A 17,308-nucleotide genomic window follows, 5' to 3' on the forward strand; every position below is an offset into this window, starting at 1 on the left:
TGCTCCTCAGACGTCGTAGTCGACGACGATCCGGTCGCTCGTCGCATGGGATTGGCAGGTGAGCACGTAGCCCCGTTCGAGCTCGTCGGGTTCGAGCGCGTAGTTCTCGCTCATCGTCACGCTGCCTTCGATCACTCGGGCCCGACACGTGCCGCACACGCCTCCCGCACACGCGAACGGGGCGTCGGGCCGCACGCGCAGCGCGGCGTTCAGCACGGATTCGTGGGCGTCGACCGGGCTCTCGACGGTCGACGACACGCCGTCGAGAGTCACCTCGATCCGAGTCGTGCGCTGGCCGGCGCGCACCTCGACCTGACGCCCCTCGCGCCTCGGCTCGTCGCCGGTGGTGAAGAGCTCGAACCGGATGCGCTCTCGCGGCACTCCGACGTCGGCGAGCACCTCGCGGCACAGTTCGACGAGAGAGAGGGGACCGCACAGGAACCATTCGTCGACGCCGGCAGGGTCGATGAGCATCCCCAGGATCGTGCGCAGCTTCTCCTCGTCGATGCGCCCCGAGAGCACCGGTGCCGTGCGCTGCTCGCGCGAGAGCACGTGGTGCAGCGTCAGCCGCGCCGGATGGCGGTCCTTCAGGTCGGCGAGGTCCTCGAGGAACATCACGTCGAGCGTCGAGCGGTTCGTGTACAGGAGGGTGAAGCGGGCGGACTCGGAACGCGTCAGCACGGTGTGCGCGAGAGCCATGAGCGGGGTGATGCCCGAGCCCGCGGCGATGCCGACGACATGGCGGCCGTCGAGGTCGTCGAGCCCCGAGGTGAAGGTGCCCTGCGGGCTCATCACGTCGATCTCGAACCCTGGGTGCAGCCCCGTCTGCGCCCAGGTGGAGAACAGTCCGCCCTCGTCGCGTTTCACCGCGACGCTGAGGCGGGTGGGGATGCCGGCGGCGATCTGCTCTGCGGAGCGGTGCTCGGGAGTCCGGCACAGCGAGTAGGACCGGCGCACCTCCACGCCGTCGAGCGTCGTCCGCAGCGCCACGTACTGTCCCGGCAGATGGTCGTAGTCGTCGGCGAGCGGGGCGGGCACGGTGAAGGTCACCTCGACGGAGTCGTCGGTCAGGGGACGCACCTCTTCGACGGTCAGGGTGTGGAAGCGCGCCCGCTTTCTCGTCGCCGGAGGGGCGGGGCGCGGAGCGGTCGCCGGTGCGGCGCCGGGGGGAGTGAACAGCGACATCAGTGCACCTTGAAGTGGTCGAAGGGCTCGAGGCAGGCGCGGCACTCGTACAGCGCCTTGCACGAGGTCGAGCCGAAGTGCGAGACCTCTCTGGTGTCGACCGAGCCGCACCGAGGGCAGCGGACACTGAGGGCGATGCGGATCGGGCTCCGCGTCGACCCGCGGCTCCCCGAGGCCGAGCGGCCGGTGGGCGGGGCGATGCCGTAGGCGGCGAGCTTCTGCCTGCCGGCATCCGACATCCAGTCCGTCGTCCACGCGGGGGACAGCACCGTCCGCACCTCGACGAGCGGGAACCCGGCGGCGGTGAGGGCGAGGATGATGTCGTCGCGGATCGTGTCCATGGCGGGGCATCCGCTGTAGGTGGGGGTGATGTGTACCCGGACGACGTCGCCGTCGACCTCCACGCCGCGCAGGACTCCGAGATCCGCGATGGTGAGGACGGGGACCTCCGGGTCGGGGACGGCCGCGGCGATCCGCCAGGCGTCCGCCCGCAGGGCCCCGGTCACCACGTCGCTCCCGGATGCCGTCGCGCCAGCACCTGCATCTCGGCGAGCAGATGACCCAGGGGAGTCGCGTGCGCTCCCCGCCTGCCGCCGGCGGACGATGCGGTGACCGCGGGAACGGTCAGCTGCGCCTCGGCGAAGACGGCGTCGACGACGGCGTCGAAGCCGAGGCGCAGGCTCGACGGCCGTGCCGCCGCCTCGCCGAGGCGATCGATCAGCGCCTCGTCGCGGAACAGCTCGTCGACGTAGGGCCAGACGTCGGCCAGGGCGCGGATGATCCTGCGTCGCGACTCATCCGTGCCGCCCGCGAGCCGCAGCACCCACTGGACGGCGTGATCGCGGTGGTAGTCGACCTCCTTCGCCGACTTCTCGGCGATCGCGGAGAGCGTTCGGTCGGTGCTGTCGCGCAGGCTCCCGTAGAGCTCGACCATGTAGGTCGACACGACGAACTGACGGGCGATCGTCTGCGCGAAGTCGCCATTGGGCTGCTCGACGATCCAGGAGCTGCGGAACGCCGGCTCGTCTCGGAAGTAGGCGAGGTCGTCCTCGGAACGACCGTCGTGCGAACCGGCGTAGTGGAGGAACGAGCGCGCGTGGCCGAGCAGGTCGAGGGCGATGTTGGCCAGCGCGACATCCTCTTCGAGCTCGGGCGCGCGCGATATCCATGCACCGAGCTGCTGGGAGAGGATCAGTGCGTCGTCACCCAGCCAGAGTGCGTACTCGGCGACATCGGCGGATGCTGCGGTGGATCCTGCGCCGACGAGTTCGTCGCTCAGACGGAGCTGGTCGACCGAGACGTCCCCGTGCGCATCGGCGGGCGCCTCCGCGTGTCCGGGGGTCACAGGTGCGGCACCCCCTCGGACGCCGTGTAGTACACCGCGTGCCGATAGTTCTTGCCCGCGGCGCTCTCGAAGTAGGCGCCCTTGGCGTCGGGGTCGCTGGTCGTGATCGAGTCCGCGGGCACCGCCCAGATCGACACGCCCTCGCCACGCCGCGTGTAGAGGTCACGGGCATTGCGGATCGCCATCTCGGCGTCCGGTGCGTGCAGCGAGCCGACGTGCACGTGGCTGAGTCCGCGGTTCGCGCGCACGAAGACCTCCCAGAGCGGCCAGGGCTCCCGTTCGTCGGCGCCCGGGGTGGCCATCACGCCACGGCCTTCGTCTTCAGTGCCTGCTTGCGGGCGTACTCGGCTGCCGCCTCGCGCACCCACGCGCCCTCCTCGTGCGCGGTGCGGCGGCGCTCGAGCCGTTCGGCGTTGCACGGTCCGTTGCCGCGCAGAACCTCGAAGAACTCGTCCCAGTCGATCTCGCCGATCTCGTACCGTCCGGTCTGCTCGTCGAGGCGCAGATCGGGGTCGGGGAGGGTGATGCCCAGGATCTCCGCCTGCGGCACGAGCATCCCCACGAAGCGCTGGCGCAGCTCGTCGTTCGAGAAGCGCTTGATCTTCCATCTCATCGACTGTGCGGAGTTGGGGGACTGGTCGTCGGGCGGTCCGAACATCGCGAGGCTCGGCCAGTACCAGCGATTCACGGCGTCCTGCGCCATCCGTCGCTGCTCGTCCGTACCCTGCATCAGAGCGAGCAGGATCTCGAAACCCTGGCGCTGGTGGAACGACTCCTCCTTGCAGACGCGCACCATGGCGCGGCCGTAGGGGCCGTAGGACGCTCGGCACAGCGGCACCTGGTTGCAGATCGCGGCGCCGTCGACCAGCCATCCGATCGCGCCCATGTCCGCCCAGGTCGGCGTCGGGTAGTTGAAGATCGACGAGTACTTCGCCCTGCCGCTGATGAGCTGATCGGTCATCTCATCGCGGGTGATGCCCAGGGTCTGCGCGGCGGAGTAGAGATAGAGCCCATGGCCCGCCTCGTCCTGCACCTTCGCCATGAGGATGGCCTTGCGCTTGAGGCTCGGCGCGCGGGTGATCCAGTTGCCTTCGGGCTGCATGCCGATGATCTCGGAGTGCGCGTGCTGCGAGATCTGCCGGATCAGCGTCTTGCGGTAGGCGTCCGGCATCCAGTCACGGGGCTCGATGCGCTGCTCGTTCGCGACGAGCTCGTCGAACAGCCGCTCCTCGTCGGAGAGCTCTTCGTCGACGATCGAGAGGTCTGCGGGGCTGGTCATCATCGACTCCTCCGTGTCCGGTCCTTTTTTTACTGACCGTTCGTTAGGTAATTCTGACATGGAGGTCGACGGCACGCAAGAAGCCCCGCTCAGCGAGAGCGGGAGACGAGATCGAGCAGCGCGCGGCCGTAGGCCTCGGCGGGATCCGGATGCTCGAACCTCAGCGTCTCGCCCGCGATCTCGACCTCGACGACGAAGGCGTCGGCGAGGCGGGTGAGCGAGCGGAACGTGCCACGGAGCAGGTCCCGCAGCTGATCCTCCTGGGGGAGCCAGACGGCGTCGGCGAGCGTGACGGCGTCGAGCGCCCATTCGGTCGTGCCGTTGAACGCGAGATCGGTGCCGCTCGGTGTCTGACGCGCCTCGATCGTCATCTCGCTGACCGTGAAGACGTCGGCCTCCGCCTCGAGCTCGACGTCGCCGGGGAGGTCGAGCTGGAAGCGGTCTCCCTCCGCCGGGTGCCAGATGAGACCCGCGTCGCGCAGGGATACGGCCAGTTCACGCGTGATCATCTCTCCACGCTAGACGACGTGCGCGGGGTCATGGCGAGGTGCAGGCTGTGGATGGATGCAGCCTGGGTGTCGGCGGCCTCGGGCAGAGTGGAGACATGACTTCCACGACACCCGCCGACACTCGCACCGCAGCCCTCGCCGCGCTGCGCGAACTCGTCGGTCGGCCCGACGCCGACTTCCATGACGGCCAGTTCGAGGCGATCGAGGCGCTGGTGGGCGGGCGGCGACGGGCGCTCGTCGTTCAGCGCACGGGGTGGGGAAAGTCGGCGGTGTACTTCGTCGCGACGTCGCTGCTGCGTGCGCAGGGTGCCGGACCGACGGTGCTCGTGTCGCCGCTGCTCGCCCTCATGCGCGATCAGATCGCGGCGGCCGAGCGTGCAGGGGTACGGGCGGTCGCGATCAACTCGACGAACGCGCACGAGTGGGCGGAGGTGCTCGCGCAGCTCGACCGTGACGAGGTCGACGTGCTCCTGGTCTCTCCCGAACGTCTGAACAATCCCGCCTTTCGTGAGCAGCAGCTGCCCACCCTCGTACGGCGGATCGGCATGCTCGTCGTCGATGAGGCGCATTGCATCAGCGACTGGGGGCACGACTTCCGCCCCGACTATCGACGGCTGCGCGACCTCATCGAGCAGATGCCGGCCGAGGTGCCGGTGCTCGCGACCACGGCGACGGCGAACAGCAGGGTCGTCGCCGATGTCGCCGAGCAGCTCGGGGCCGGCAGCGCGCCCTCTCCGTCGGGCGAGGCGGGCGACGGCGTCCTCACGATCCGGGGACCGCTCGCGCGCACCTCTCTGCGGCTCGGCGTGCTGCGACTGCGCGATTCGGCGAGCCGTCTGGCCTGGCTGCTCAGCCACATCGACGACCTTCCCGGCTCGGGCATCATCTACACGCTCACGGTCGCGGCGGCGGTCGACACCGCGCGACTGCTGCGGGAGCACGGCCACGAGGTGCGTGCGTACACCGGTCAGACCGACACCGACGAGCGCACGGAATCCGAGGGGATGCTGAAGCGCAACGAGGTCAAGGCGCTCGTCGCCACCAGCGCGCTCGGCATGGGCTTCGACAAGCCCGATCTCGGCTTCGTCCTGCACCTCGGAGCGCCGTCGTCGCCGGTGGCCTACTACCAGCAGGTGGGGCGTGCGGGCCGCGCGAGCGAGAGCGCCGATGTGCTGCTGCTGCCCGGCGTCGAGGACCGCGACATCTGGCACTACTTCGCGACGGCGTCGATGCCCGACCGGGAGCGCGCCGAGCGCGTCATCGCGGCGCTGGGCGATCAGCCGATCTCGACGCCCGCTCTCGAGGCGATGGTCGACATCCGTCGCACACCGCTCGAGCTGCTTCTCAAGGTGCTCGACGTCGACGGCGCGGTGCGTCGGGTGCAGGGCGGGTGGGTCGCGACGGGTGCCCCGTGGACCTACGACGCCGAGCGGTACGAGCGCATCGCCGCCGAACGCCGCGCCGAGCAGCAGCACATGCTCGACTACGAGCAGACGGACGGGTGCCGGATGGAGTTCCTGCAGCGGTCGCTCGACGACGACACGGCCGCGCCGTGCGGCCGGTGCGACAACTGCGCGGGCGTCTGGTTCCCGAAGGAGATCGGCGAATCGGCGACGACGCAGGCCGCCGCCTCCCTCGATCGCGTGGGAGTGCCGATCGAGCCCCGACGCGCCTGGCCGACCGGCGCCGACCGACTCGACATCCCCGTGAAGGGACGCATCGCCGCAGGCGAGCAGGCGGGGGAGGGACGCGCGTTGGCCCGTCTCACCGATCTCGGGTGGGGAGGGACGTTGCGGGAACTCTTCGCCGCAGGGGCACCGGATGCTCCGGCATCTCCGCAGGTGCTCGCCGCGTGCGTGCGCGTGCTCGCCGACTGGGGGTGGTCCGATCGGCCGGTCGCGGTGGTCGGCATGCCCTCGCGGTCGAGGCCGCTCCTCGTCGACTCGCTGGCCAGAGGACTGGCCGAGATCGGACGGCTGCCCTATCTGGGTGCGCTCGAGCCGCTGAACGGCGGACCCACGGGACAGCCCGGCGGCAACAGCGTCTTCCGGCTCGCCGGACTCTGGGAGAGGTTCAGCGCAGAGGGTCTCGAGGTGCCGGAGGGTCCGGTGCTGCTCGTCGACGACCTGGCCGACAGCCGCTGGACGCTGACGGTCGCGGCGCGCACCCTGCGGCAGGCGGGGGCCACGGACGTGCTTCCCTTCGTCCTCGCGCTTCGCGGCTGAGAGAGACGCTCAGGCGGCGCAGCACCAGTCTCTCTTCGCCGATCGAAGATTCGCGACAGTCGGTGCTCAGGGGGAGGCCCTCACGCCGGTACGGTCTCCGGCGCAGGCTCCTTGCTCACCAGGGTGAGCACGTCGTAGGTAGCGACGATCTCGTCGACCTGGTTGCGGATCACCGCATCCCACCGGACCTCGCCGTACTCGTCCGTCTCTCGCGGCGTGATCTGCTTGGCGGTGAGCTCGACCCGGATGGTGTCCCCCGGCGACACCGGCGTGAGGAAGCGCAGGTTCTCCAGGCCGTAGTTCGCGAGAACGGGACCCGGCTCGGGGTCGACGAACAGCCCGGCCGCCCACGACACCAGCAGGTACCCGTGCGCCACCCGGCCGGGGAAGAACGGGTTCGCCGCCGCCGCAGTCTCGTCCATATGGGCGTAGAACGTGTCGCCGGTGAACTGCGCGAAGGTCTCGATGTCCTCGAGCGTGACCTCGCGCGAGGCCGAGGCGATCTGATCGCCGATGCGGAGCTCCGCGAGCGACTTCCGGAACGGATGCCGACCGCCGCTGCGCGCTGCGGCACCCGCATGCCACACGCCGGTCAGCGCCGTCAGCATCTCGGGCGAACCCTGAATAGCCGTGCGCTGCATGTGATGGAGCACGGCACGGATGCCGCCGAGCTCCTCTCCGCCGCCGGCGCGGCCGGGTCCGCCGTGCACGAGGTTGGGCAGGGGCGATCCGTGACCGGTCGACGATCGTGCGTCGTCCCGATCGAGCAGCAGCATGCGCCCGTTGAACGGCGCGATGCGCGTCGCCAGCTCCACGGCCTGCACGGGGTCGTGCGTCGCGATGCTCGTGACGAGAGTGCCGCCCCCTCGCACCACCAGGGCCGCGGCGTCCGCGGTGGTGTCGTAGGTGAGCAGCGTGGACACGGGCCCGAACGCCTCGACGGTGTGCGCGGCATCGGCCTGAGCGTCATCGAAGCGCAGCAGCAGCGGCGCCACGAAGGCGCCGTCCGGCGAGAGGCCGGTGCTCCCGTCGGCGCGGCGCACCTCCGGAGCATCCGTCGATCCGATGACGATCCTGCCTCCCGCCTCCTGCAGCCGCTGCACCTGCCGCAGCACCTCATCGCGTTGCGAGGTCGATGCGAGAGGCCCCATGGTGACCCCGTCGGCACGCGGATCCCCGAGCACGGTCTTCGCGTCGAGGCGTGCCCTGACGGCCGAGACCACCGCGTCCGCCGAGACCGCGGGCACGATCGCCCGACGGATGGCCGTGCATTTCTGACCCGCCTTCGACGTCATCTCCGCGACGAGCTGGCGGACGTAGGCATCGAACTCGGGCGTTCCCTCGACGGCGTCGGTGCCGAGCACGGAGGCGTTGATGGAGTCGGTCTCGGTGGTGAATCGCACGCCGCCGGTCTGAACGGCGGGGTGCGCCTTGAGGCTCTCAGCCGTCGATGCGCTTCCGGTGAAGGCGACGAGGTCACCGAGGCGGAGGTGCGCGAAGAGATCGGGCACGCTTCCGCTGACGAGCTGCAGCGACCCCTCGGGCAGCAGGTCGGACTCGACGAGGATGCGCACCATCGCCTCCGTGACGAAGCCCGTGGGCGTCGCCGGCTTGACGAGGGTCGGCATGCCCGCGAGGAACGCGGGTGCGAACTTCTCCAGCGCGCCCCACACGGGGAAGTTGAAGGCGTTGATCTGCACCGCGATGCCCGGCAGGGTCGTGTACACGTGGCGGCCGAGGAACGACCCGTCCTTCGACAGGGGCTCGACGGGGCCGTCGACGTGTACGCGACTGTTCGGAAGCTCGCGCCGCCCCTTGCCGGAGTAGGAGAACAGCACGCCGATGCCACCGTCGATGTCGACCCAGGAATCGCTCGTCGTCGCGCCCGTCCGCGAGGACTCGGCATACAGCTCGTGTTTACGGGCGGTGAGGGCGAGAGCGAACTGCTTGAGCAGCACCGCCCGCTGATGGAAGGTGAGCGCGCCGAGGCTTCGCTGCCCGACGCGGCGCCCGTACTCGAGCGCGCCGGCGAGGTCGAGGCCGTCGGTCGAGACCAGGGTGACGACCTCGCCTGTCGACGCGTCGCGCACCTCGGTGGCTCCGGACGGCGTCGACGGCGTCCACCACTCGCCCTGGACGTGACTCGGCAGGCAGTCGGTCATCTCTCCTCGTTCCATGCGTAGAACCCTTCGCCGCTCTTGCGGCCCAGCTTTCCGTCGGCGACCAGGCGCCGCAGCAGATCGGGCGGACGGAAGCGCTCGCCGAGCGCGCGCTCCAGCTCCTCGGCGATGCCGAGCCGGACGTCGAGGCCCACCACGTCGGTCGTGCGCAGCGGTCCGATCGGATGCCGGTACCCGAGGGTCATGGCGGCGTCGATGTCGGATGCCGATGCGACGCCTTCCTCGAGCATGCGGATCGCCTCCAGCCCGAGCAGCACCCCGAGTCGTGACGACGCGAAGCCGGGGGAGTCGCGCACCACGACGGGCGTCTTGGCGAGGGCCTGCACCCACTCGCGTGCGCTGTCGACGGTCTCGGTCGAGGTGACGGCACCGCGCACGATCTCGACGAGCGCCGACGCGGGCACGGGGTTGAAGAAGTGCAGCCCGAGGAATCGCTCAGGGCGTCGACGACCCGCAGCGAGGTCGTCGATCGAGATCGATGACGTGTTGCTCGCCAGCACGGCGCCCGCGGGCATCGCCGCCTCCGCGTGGGAGAGCGCCTCCTCTTTGAGGGCACGATCTTCTGGAACGGCCTCGATCACGAGGTCGGCGTCGCCGAAGGCCGCGCTGTCGGTGCCGGTCGTGAGCCGGGCGCCGACCTCGACCTCATCCACCGTCGGGTCACGCTCGACCGATCGACGGATGCCGTCGAGAACGCGGTCTCGTGCGGCATCCGCGCTCGCCGGATCGCGTTCGACGACGGTGACGAGACAGCCCGCCCGCAGGAAGGCGTGGGCGATCCCGGCCCCCATGCGGCCGCCGCCGAGCACGCCGACCGAGCGGGGCGGGATCGGTGCCGTGCTCATCGTCGCTTCTCCAGGAAGGCGGTCATGCGCCGGTGCTTCTCGGGTGAGTCGAAGAGCTCGGCCTGCAGCTCGAGCTCGATCTCCGGGTGCCGTGCGCTCGGCGCGCGCAGCGCGCTCTTGGTGTGCCGAGTCGCGAGGGCGTCGTTCGCCGCGATGCGGTCCGCGATCGCGTGCGCCGCGGGGAGCAGCTCGTCTGCCGGGTGCAGGGACGACACGAGGCCCCAGCGCAGTGCCTCCTCGGCGTGCAGTGCGCGTCCGGTGAGAAGGAGCTCGCTCGCTCTGGCGTCGCCGACGATCTCGGGGAGGCGCCACGTCGCGCCCGCCGCCGCGATGATCCCGAGGCCGGGCTCGGGATTGCCGATGCGCAGCGACGGCGTGCCGATGCGGATGTCGGCGGCATATGCGAGTTCGGCTCCTCCGCCGAGTGCGTACCCGTCGATGGCCGCGATCACCGGCATCGGCAGGTCGTGGATGCGGATGAATGCCCTCGTGTTGATACCGCGACGGGCGTCGGCGGACGTGCGGTCCCGGAGCTGGCCGATGTCGGCTCCCGCCGCGAAGACGCCGTTCGAGCCGGTGAGGATCAGCGTGCGCGGAGCGGTCTCGAGCAGAGCGCACAGGTCGTGCAGGGCGGCGATGGTCTCGTGATCGATCGCGTTCCGCTTCTCCGGACGGTCCAGCGTCGCGACGACGCGATCGTCCTGCTCCTCGACGTGCAGGCTCATGCGATGCGCTCCACGATCATCGCGGTGCCCTGGCCGACGCCCACGCACATCGTGGCGAGTCCGTAGCGGGCGTGCTCGCGCTCGAGGCGGCCGAGGAGCGTCACGATCAGGCGAGACCCGCTGGACCCCAGAGGGTGCCCGAGGGCGATCGCGCCGCCGTCGGCGTTGACGATGGCCGGGTCGAGACCGAGGCGACGGATGCAGGCGAGCGATTGCGTCGCGAAGGCCTCGTTCAGCTCCACCGCGCCGAGGTCGTCGATCCGCAGACCGGCCTTCGCCAGCGCCTTCTCCGTGGCGGGGACCGGCCCCAGACCCATGATCTCGGGAGCGAGGGCAACGGTCGCCGACGCCACGATGCGCGCTCGGGGGCGCAGTCCGTGGCGGGCGACGGACTCGGCGCTCGCGACGACGATCGCAGACGCGCCGTCGTTCAGCGAGCTGGAGTTGCCGGCGGTGACGACGCGTCCGCCCGCGACGACGGGACGCAGAGCCGCGAGGGCCTCGATGGTGGTGTCTCGCCGGGGCCCCTCGTCGACGTCGATCCGACCCCCGCTCGTCTCGACGCCCACGATCTCGGGCCCGAAGCGCCCGGCGTCGATGGCGGCGACGGCCCGGCGGTGACTCGCCAGGGCGAAGGCGTCGGCATCCTGCCGGCTGATCCCGTCGAGCTGCGCGACCTCCTCCGCGGTCTCGGGCATCGAGAAGGTGGCCTTGGCGCGGGCGGCCAGCCGCGGGTTCGTGAAGCGCCAGCCGATCGAGGTGTCGAAGGCGGTGCCCGGCCCGGCCCAGGCCCGCTCCGGCTTCGCCTGCACCCAGGGTGCCCGGGTCATGGACTCGACCCCTCCGGCGACGAGGAGATCCGCATCGCCCGCCCGCACGGCGCTCGCGGCGGTCGCGATCGCCGACATCCCGGACGCGCAGAGGCGGTTCACCGTCACCCCGGGGATCGTGTCCGGCAGGCCCGCGAGCAGCACCGCCATGCGGGCGACGTTGCGGTTGTCCTCCCCGGCCTGATTCGCGGCGCCGAGGATGACCTCGTCGATCGCCTGCGGCGGGACGCCCGCTCTGCGGACCGTCTCGCCCACGACGAGGGCGGCCAGATCGTCGGGGCGAACGGATGCCAGCGCACCCCGGTGGCGGCCCACGGGGGTGCGGACGCCGTCGACGAGATAGGCCTCGGACATCGTCATCCTCTCGAACGCCCACGCTGGCGGCAATTGCAGACCGATCGGTCAGTAATACGATCTCAGATCGTCCTGCGAATGGCAACAGGCCGCGGATGCCAGACTGAGCCCTATGGCGCACACCGGTTCCGAGGCGTCGGCCCCCAAGCGCGGCCGGCCGGGATACGACCGTGCGCAGGTGCTCGCGATCGCCGTGAAGGTGTTCAACGAGCAGGGATACGACGCGACCAGCGTGGCCGACCTCAGCGCGACGTTGGGACTCACCAAGTCGGCGCTCTACCACCACTTCGAATCGAAGTCTGCGATCCTCGAACTCGCGCTGGGTGACGCGCTCGACGCCCTCGAGGCCGTGGTGGACGAGGCGTCGGCCCGGCATCCGCTCGCCTCCGATCGCCTCCGGGCGATCATCCGCGGCGCCGTGCGCGTGCTCACCGCCAAGCTGCCGTCGGTGACGCTGCTGCTGCGGGTCCGGGGGAACGGTCCGGTCGAGACGGCCGCGCTCGTGCGGCGTCGGGCGTTCGACCAGCGGGTCACGGCCATCGTGGCGGAGGCGCAGAGCGAGGGCCTCATCCGGGACGACGTCGACGCGGCGGTGGCCACCAGGCTGATCTTCGGCATGATCAACTCCGTGGTCGAGTGGTACCGCCCTGGCGGTCCGGTCGACCCCGAGGAGCTCGCCGAGGACATCCTCCGGGTGAGCCTCGACGGGCTGCAGTCCCGCTGAGGGGAGCGAGCAGCGCTGACCGGTCAGTCGTCGGCGGGAGCGACCCGGGGTGGCCAGGACCGGGCGCCCAGCTCCCGCGAGATGTTGCGGGCGGTCTCGCGCAAGGCATTGAGCACCGCGTCGGGAGCCGGCGCCTGCGAGGTCGGCATCACCACGGCGACCGCGGCGACGATGTCGTCCGAGGCGTCGGAGACGGGGGCGGCGACGGATGATTCGCCGAGCACGGCCTCGTCGGTCTCCGACGCGCTGCCGCGTTCGGCGATCGCCGGCAGCTCCAGCGTCAGACGGGCGACGTCCGTGATCGTGTCGCCGGTGAGACTGCGCAGCGGCCTCTCGAACACGGATCTCTGGAAGCCGAGGTCGTGCGCGAGCAGCACCTTGCCCATCGCAGACGCGTGGGCGGGGATCGCCACACCCGTCTCGAGCATCTGCTGACTGTCGTCCGGCCGCAGGTCGTGGTGGATCACGAGCACCTCGTGGAAGTGAGGTGCCCCCAGGCGCACCGCGAGGTTGGTACGGCGCGCGAGCTCCTGCGTCCAGCGCATCGCCCTCGCCCGCACATCGAGGGTGTCGAGGTAGACGTTGCTCAGTCGCAGCAGGGTCGGCCCGAGCATGTAGCGCTGCCCCCCGCGTTCCTTCGCCACGAGTCCGTGCTCCCGCAGCGACTTCACGATCCCGTGCACGGTCGACGGCGGGAGGTCCAGGGCGAGGGCGAGGTCCGTGATGCCGAGGTGCCGGGCGCCCTGCAGGAGCTCGAGCACCTTGGCCGCCCGATCGATGGCCTGGATCACAGGGCTTCCTCCGTCTTCTCGTCATCGAGTCGTGTCGAGGACCCGCTGTCGGCGAGGTCTTGACAACGCCAGTGGCCCCGAGCATATTCGACATTGACGAATATCTTTCGTATTTCCGCGAAGGATCGCCGCCGCAGAGATCAAGGGAGATCGCACGATGAAGAAGCTCATCAACAACCCCGCCGATGTTCTGGTCGAATCGCTGCGGGGCGTGGCCCTCGCGCATCCGGAGCTCTCGGTCGACCTCGACACCCACGTCATCACGCGCGCGACGCCGAAGGAGCAGGGCCGGGTCGCAGTGGTGTCGGGCGGCGGGTCGGGGCACGAGCCGCTGCACGGCGGCTACGTGGGGCTCGGGATGCTCGACGCCGCCGTCGCCGGGGAGGTCTTCACCTCGCCGACCCCCGACCGCGTGCAGGCCGCGACGAAGGCGGTCGATCGCGGAGCGGGAGTGCTCCACATCGTGAAGAACTACACGGGTGACGTGCTGAACTTCGAGATGGCCGCCGAGCTCGCCGCGATGGAGGGCATCGAGGTCGGCACGGTCGTGGTGGACGACGACGTCGCGGTGCAGGACTCGCTGTACACCGCCGGTCGTCGCGGCGTCGGGCTCACCGTGCTCCTCGAGAAGCTCGTCGGGGCCGCGGCCGAGGAGGGACGCGACCTCGCGGCGGTGGTCGAGCTCGCGAAGCGGATCAACGGGCAGGGCCGGTCGATGGGCATGGCGCTGACGAGCTGCACGGTTCCCGCCGCCGGCAAGCCGACGTTCGATCTGCCCGAGGACCAGATGGAGATCGGCATCGGCATCCACGGCGAGCCGGGCCGGCACCGCGAGCCGCTGGCACCGGCATCCGACATCGCACGGCAGCTCGTGGAGCCGATCCTCGGCGACCTCGACGCGACCGGTCCCGCGATCGTCATGCTCAACGGCATGGGCGGCTCGCCGCTCATCGAGCTGTACCTCATGTACGGGGAGGTCCTGCCGCTGCTCGAACAGGCCGGAGTGCAGGTCGCGAGGAACCTCGTCGGCAACTACATCACGTCGCTCGACATGGCCGGATGCTCGCTCACCGTGCTGAAGGCCGACGATGAGCTGCTGCGCCTCTGGGATGCACCCGTGAACACCCCCGGCCTGCGGTGGGGTGCGTGATGGCGGCGGTCGACACGGCGGTGCTCGCCGACTGGATCAGCCGCTTCCGCGACGCGGTGACCGAGAAGCGCGAGTGGCTCACCGAGCTGGACTCGGCGATCGGCGATGCCGACCACGGTGCCAACATGGCACGGGGTATGGATGCGGTCATGGCGAAACTCGAAGCCGGTGCACCCGCGACCGCAGATGAGCTGCTGAAGACGGTCGGCATGACGCTCGTGAGCTCCGTCGGCGGTGCGAGCGGTCCGCTGTACGGCACGCTCTTCCTGCGCATGGGCATGACCGCCGGTGCTGTCACGGAGCTCGATCCCGCGCAGCTCGGAGCCGCACTGCGGGCGGGTCTCGACGGCATCGTCGCGCGGGGCAAGGCCGAAGCGGGCGACAAGACGATGTTCGACGCCATGGCGCCCGCGGTGGATGCCTTCGATGCCAGCATCGCCGAGGGCGCGGACCTCGCCGTTGCGACGGCCGAGGCGGCGCGAGCGGGCGAGGAAGGACGCGATGGGACCGAGCCGCTCGTGGCGCGCAAGGGCCGCGCGAGCTACCTCGGCGAACGCAGCGCCGGCCACCTCGATCCGGGTGCCGCGTCGACCGCACTGCTGTTCGACGCGCTCGCCGCTGCGGTGGCGGACCGGACCCGATGATCGGCATCGTCGCCGTCTCCCACAGCGCTCGGCTCGGGGAGGCGGCACTCGAGCTCGCCCAGCAGATGGTGCGCGAGGGCGGCGCTCCGGTGCGGGTCGCGGCCGGTGCGGGCACGGATGCCGACGGCACCCCGATCCTCGGCACCGACGCGGTGGCGGTCGCTGCCGCCATCGACGAGCTCGCGACGGACTGCGAGGGTGTCCTCGTGCTCATGGACCTCGGATCCGCGGTGCTGAGCGCCGAACTGGCCCTGGAGCTGCGGGCGAGCGACGCACCCGTGCGGCTCGCGCCGGCGCCCTTCGTGGAGGGGCTGCTCGCAGCGGTCGTGTCCGCGGCGGCCGGCGGGGATCTCGACGACGTCGCCCGGGAGGCCACGGCGGCGCTCGATGCGAAGTCGGGTCAGCTCGGCGACGCGGTCGGCGAGGCTGCTGCCCCCACGGACGCGCACCTTTCCGAGAGGGCGGACGAGGTCGTGCACGTGGTCGCGGTGCGGAACCCGCTCGGCATCCACGCACGGCCGGCCGCTCTCATCGCCGAGGCGTCCGTCGGAGCAGAGGTGCGGCTCCGACGCCTGCCGGACGGGCCGGATGCCTCGGCGGCGAGCCTGTCCCGGCTGCTGGCCCTCGGTGCGCGGCAGGGCGACGAGATCGAGCTGTCGGCGGGCGGGGAGGATGCCGAGGGCGTCGTCGAGCGTCTCGTCGCGCTGTTCCACGACGGGTTCGGGGAGGGGACGACGACTGTCCGTCCCACGGCCGATGCTGCGGAGAGCTCGACGAGCGAGACGACAGAGGCCGGTGTGCGCGTGTCATCCGGCACAGTGTCCTCCGGCAGCGTGTCCTCTGGCACGGTGTCATCTGGCGCGGTGCTGCGCGGAAGGGGCGTGAGCGGGGGCACAGTCGTGGCGCCGGCGGTGATCCTCGCGGCGGGTCTCGGTGAGCCCGATCGAGGCGTCGTCGTCGCTCCCGCGGACCGCGAGGCGGAGGTGGCGGTGCTCGAACGGGCATCCGCAGCCGTGGCCGATCAGCTGCGCGCGCGCAGCGCGACGGCGACCGGCGCAGCCCGCGCGATCCTCGACGCCTCGCAGATGCTCGCAGCAGATCCCGAGCTCCTCGCCGACGCGTCGGCAGCGGTGCGCGCCGAGGGGTGCACCGCCGCACGCGCCGTCTGGGAGTCGGCCGCCACCCACGAGAAGGCGCTGAGGGTCCTCGGGGGCCGGATGGCCGAGCGTGCCGCCGACATCCGCGACGTGCGCGATCGGCTGGTCGCCGAGATCCTCGGGGTGGACCTGCCCGGCGTCCCGGAGCGCGATGAGCCCTTCGTGCTCGTCGCGACCGACCTCGCGCCGGCCGACACGGCCGCGCTCGGCAGCGGCAACTGCGTCGCGCTGGTGACGGAGCAGGGCGGGCCCACCTCGCACACCGCGATCATCGCCCGGTCGCTCGGCATCCCCGCCGTGGTCGGCGTGCGGGGCGCCACGGGGATCGAACCCGGCGCGGCAGTGCTCGTCGACGGGGATCGCGGCACGGTCGAGATCGACCCGGACGACACACGGGTCCAGACGGCGCGGACGGCGTCGGTCGTCGTTCCCTTCGACGGATCGGGAGTGCTCGCCGACGGTCGCCGCATCCCCCTGCTCGCCAACGTCGGGGGAGCGGCGGACGCGGCCACCGCGGCAGCATCCGGAGCCGAGGGCATCGGCCTCTTCCGCACCGAGTTCTGCTTCCTCGACCGCACCGATGCGCCGTCGATCGAGGAGCAGGTGGAGGCGTATCGCGGGGTCTTCGCCGCGTTCCCCGGCCGAAAGGTCGTCGTCCGCACCCTGGATGCCGGCAGCGACAAGCCGCTGCCCTTCGCGAACGTGGATGCCGAGGAGAACCCCGCCCTGGGAGTCCGCGGGCTGCGGATCGCACGCCGGGCCCCCGCGCTGCTCGACGACCAGTTGCGGGCTCTGGCGCTCGCGGCGGACGCCGAGTCCGCTCTCGTCGAGGTGATGGCCCCGATGGTGGCGACGGTAGAGGAGGCACGGTACTTCGCGGCTCGCGCCCGTGCCGCCGGGTGGGAGCGGGTGGGTGTCATGATCGAGACGCCGTCGGCTGCGATGCTCGCATCGGAGGTGCTCGAGGGCGTCGAATTCATCAGCCTCGGCACCAACGACCTCGCGCAGTACACGCTGGCCGCCGATCGGCTGCTGGGCGAGCTCGGCGACCTCAACGATCCGTGGCAGCCCGCGGTGCTGCGCCTTATCGGCGTCGCGGGAGCGGCGGGGCGCAGGTGGGATCTGCCGGTCGGCGTGTGCGGCGAGGCCGGGGCCGACCCGACGCTGGCCGCGGTTCTCGTGGGCCTCGGAGCGACCTCGCTCTCCATGGCGCCCGCTGCTCTCGGGCGGGTCGCCGCCGCGCTCCGGGATGTCACGGACGCGCAGTGCCGAGCCGCAGCGGATGCCGTCCTCACGGCGGCCACGGCCGACGACGCGCGCGCAGCGGCGGCCGAGGCGCTCTAGGCTCCTGACCAGGGGCATCTC

General features: G+C 71.1%; 16 protein-coding genes. 5 read left to right on the forward strand and 11 right to left on the reverse strand.

The features are described 5' to 3' along the window. Positions 1-6 precede the first annotated feature (6 nt). From paaE to BN2660_RS10110, 6 genes are all read right to left on the reverse strand, one after another. On the reverse strand, positions 7-1,185 hold the full coding sequence (gene paaE, locus BN2660_RS10085) for a 1,2-phenylacetyl-CoA epoxidase subunit PaaE (protein WP_091231132.1): 1,179 nt from the start codon (positions 1,183-1,185) through the stop codon (positions 7-9). Further along, entirely contained in the window at positions 1,185-1,691 is a 507-nt protein-coding gene (gene paaD, locus BN2660_RS10090; protein ID WP_091233508.1) for a 1,2-phenylacetyl-CoA epoxidase subunit PaaD, read from the reverse strand. Before paaD ends, paaE begins: the two co-directional genes overlap by 1 nt. Continuing rightward, a complete protein-coding gene (gene paaC / locus BN2660_RS10095; protein WP_091231135.1) occupies positions 1,688-2,530 on the reverse strand; it encodes a 1,2-phenylacetyl-CoA epoxidase subunit PaaC in 843 nt (280 codons plus the stop codon). Before paaC ends, paaD begins: the two co-directional genes overlap by 4 nt. Then, a complete protein-coding gene (paaB, locus tag BN2660_RS10100; RefSeq protein WP_091231138.1) occupies positions 2,527-2,832 on the reverse strand; it encodes a 1,2-phenylacetyl-CoA epoxidase subunit PaaB in 306 nt (101 codons plus the stop codon). The genes paaC and paaB overlap by 4 nt, the downstream gene beginning before the upstream one ends. Then, positions 2,832-3,809: a 1,2-phenylacetyl-CoA epoxidase subunit PaaA gene (paaA, locus tag BN2660_RS10105; RefSeq protein ID WP_091233509.1), complete on the reverse strand. Its 978-nt coding sequence runs from the start codon at positions 3,807-3,809 to the stop codon at positions 2,832-2,834. Before paaA ends, paaB begins: the two co-directional genes overlap by 1 nt. A gap of 89 nt (positions 3,810-3,898) precedes the next feature. Further along, positions 3,899-4,318: a pilus assembly protein CpaE gene (locus BN2660_RS10110; protein ID WP_091231141.1), complete on the reverse strand. Its 420-nt coding sequence runs from the start codon at positions 4,316-4,318 to the stop codon at positions 3,899-3,901. Between the two features lie 95 nt (positions 4,319-4,413). On the opposite strand from BN2660_RS10110, the gene BN2660_RS10115 reads away from it, so the two are divergent. Continuing rightward, the gene (locus BN2660_RS10115; protein WP_091231143.1) at positions 4,414-6,543 is read left to right on the forward strand and encodes a RecQ family ATP-dependent DNA helicase; all 2,130 of its coding nucleotides are present in this window, start codon (positions 4,414-4,416) and stop codon (positions 6,541-6,543) included. An 80-nt stretch (positions 6,544-6,623) separates the two neighbouring features. Here the strand turns inward: BN2660_RS10115 and paaZ are convergent, their stop codons facing one another. From paaZ to BN2660_RS10135, 4 genes are read right to left on the reverse strand one after another with little or no spacing between them, the layout of a single operon-like run. Beyond that, positions 6,624-8,705 carry a phenylacetic acid degradation bifunctional protein PaaZ gene (gene paaZ, locus BN2660_RS10120; protein ID WP_091231147.1) on the reverse strand — a complete coding sequence of 694 codons (2,082 nt, stop codon included), beginning with the start codon at positions 8,703-8,705 and terminating at the stop codon, positions 6,624-6,626. Continuing rightward, on the reverse strand, positions 8,702-9,568 hold the full coding sequence (locus BN2660_RS10125; RefSeq protein WP_091231150.1) for a 3-hydroxyacyl-CoA dehydrogenase family protein: 867 nt from the start codon (positions 9,566-9,568) through the stop codon (positions 8,702-8,704). The genes paaZ and BN2660_RS10125 overlap by 4 nt, the downstream gene beginning before the upstream one ends. After that, positions 9,565-10,293: an enoyl-CoA hydratase/isomerase family protein gene (locus BN2660_RS10130; RefSeq protein ID WP_091231154.1), complete on the reverse strand. Its 729-nt coding sequence runs from the start codon at positions 10,291-10,293 to the stop codon at positions 9,565-9,567. Before BN2660_RS10130 ends, BN2660_RS10125 begins: the two co-directional genes overlap by 4 nt. Further along, the gene (locus BN2660_RS10135; RefSeq protein ID WP_091233512.1) at positions 10,290-11,477 is read right to left on the reverse strand and encodes a thiolase family protein; all 1,188 of its coding nucleotides are present in this window, start codon (positions 11,475-11,477) and stop codon (positions 10,290-10,292) included. Before BN2660_RS10135 ends, BN2660_RS10130 begins: the two co-directional genes overlap by 4 nt. Before the next feature lie 112 nt (positions 11,478-11,589). Here BN2660_RS10135 and BN2660_RS10140 point away from each other — a divergent pair, with 112 nt between their 5' ends. Further along, complete coding sequence (locus BN2660_RS10140; RefSeq protein WP_091231158.1) at positions 11,590-12,201, forward strand: TetR/AcrR family transcriptional regulator; 612 nt, start codon at positions 11,590-11,592, stop codon at positions 12,199-12,201. Positions 12,202-12,224: 23 nt separating this feature from the next. Here BN2660_RS10140 and BN2660_RS10145 read toward each other — a convergent pair whose 3' ends face one another. After that, positions 12,225-12,992 carry an IclR family transcriptional regulator gene (locus BN2660_RS10145; protein WP_091231161.1) on the reverse strand — a complete coding sequence of 256 codons (768 nt, stop codon included), beginning with the start codon at positions 12,990-12,992 and terminating at the stop codon, positions 12,225-12,227. Positions 12,993-13,149: 157 nt separating this feature from the next. Between BN2660_RS10145 and dhaK the strand changes: the two genes are divergently transcribed. Genes dhaK through ptsP form a run of 3 tightly spaced genes read left to right on the forward strand, consistent with a single transcriptional unit; the run spans position 13,150 to position 17,287 of the window. Beyond that, positions 13,150-14,142 carry a dihydroxyacetone kinase subunit DhaK gene (gene dhaK, locus BN2660_RS10150; protein WP_091231163.1) on the forward strand — a complete coding sequence of 331 codons (993 nt, stop codon included), beginning with the start codon at positions 13,150-13,152 and terminating at the stop codon, positions 14,140-14,142. After that, positions 14,142-14,786 (forward strand): dihydroxyacetone kinase subunit DhaL, encoded by a 645-nt coding sequence (gene dhaL / locus BN2660_RS10155; RefSeq protein WP_091231167.1) that lies wholly within the window; start codon positions 14,142-14,144, stop codon positions 14,784-14,786. Before dhaK ends, dhaL begins: the two co-directional genes overlap by 1 nt. Then, positions 14,783-17,287, forward strand: a complete 2,505-nt coding sequence (gene ptsP, locus BN2660_RS10160; RefSeq protein ID WP_091231172.1) for a phosphoenolpyruvate--protein phosphotransferase — start codon at positions 14,783-14,785, stop codon at positions 17,285-17,287. The genes dhaL and ptsP overlap by 4 nt, the downstream gene beginning before the upstream one ends. Positions 17,288-17,308 lie beyond the last annotated feature (21 nt).

It is taken from the genome of Microbacterium sp. 3J1 (genome assembly GCF_001049495.1).
In the GTDB taxonomy this organism is placed as follows: Bacteria; Actinomycetota; Actinomycetes; order Actinomycetales; family Microbacteriaceae; genus Microbacterium.

Bases quoted from the DNA above. Each gene is read 5' to 3' on its own strand.
- paaE (WP_091231132.1), bottom strand. From the start codon at position 1,185: ATGTCGCTGTTCACTCCCCCCGGCGCCGCACCGGCGACCGCTCCGCGC.
- paaB (WP_091231138.1), bottom strand. From the start codon at position 2,832: ATGGCCACCCCGGGCGCCGACGAACGGGAGCCCTGGCCGCTCTGGGAG.
- paaA (WP_091233509.1), bottom strand. From the start codon at position 3,809: ATGACCAGCCCCGCAGACCTCTCGATCGTCGACGAAGAGCTCTCCGAC.
- BN2660_RS10110 (WP_091231141.1), bottom strand. From the start codon at position 4,318: ATGATCACGCGTGAACTGGCCGTATCCCTGCGCGACGCGGGTCTCATC.
- BN2660_RS10115 (WP_091231143.1), top strand. From the start codon at position 4,414: ATGACTTCCACGACACCCGCCGACACTCGCACCGCAGCCCTCGCCGCG.
- paaZ (WP_091231147.1), bottom strand. From the start codon at position 8,705: ATGACCGACTGCCTGCCGAGTCACGTCCAGGGCGAGTGGTGGACGCCG.
- BN2660_RS10125 (WP_091231150.1), bottom strand. From the start codon at position 9,568: ATGAGCACGGCACCGATCCCGCCCCGCTCGGTCGGCGTGCTCGGCGGC.
- BN2660_RS10130 (WP_091231154.1), bottom strand. From the start codon at position 10,293: ATGAGCCTGCACGTCGAGGAGCAGGACGATCGCGTCGTCGCGACGCTG.
- BN2660_RS10135 (WP_091233512.1), bottom strand. From the start codon at position 11,477: ATGTCCGAGGCCTATCTCGTCGACGGCGTCCGCACCCCCGTGGGCCGC.
- BN2660_RS10140 (WP_091231158.1), top strand. From the start codon at position 11,590: ATGGCGCACACCGGTTCCGAGGCGTCGGCCCCCAAGCGCGGCCGGCCG.
- dhaK (WP_091231163.1), top strand. From the start codon at position 13,150: ATGAAGAAGCTCATCAACAACCCCGCCGATGTTCTGGTCGAATCGCTG.
- dhaL (WP_091231167.1), top strand. From the start codon at position 14,142: ATGGCGGCGGTCGACACGGCGGTGCTCGCCGACTGGATCAGCCGCTTC.
- ptsP (WP_091231172.1), top strand. From the start codon at position 14,783: ATGATCGGCATCGTCGCCGTCTCCCACAGCGCTCGGCTCGGGGAGGCG.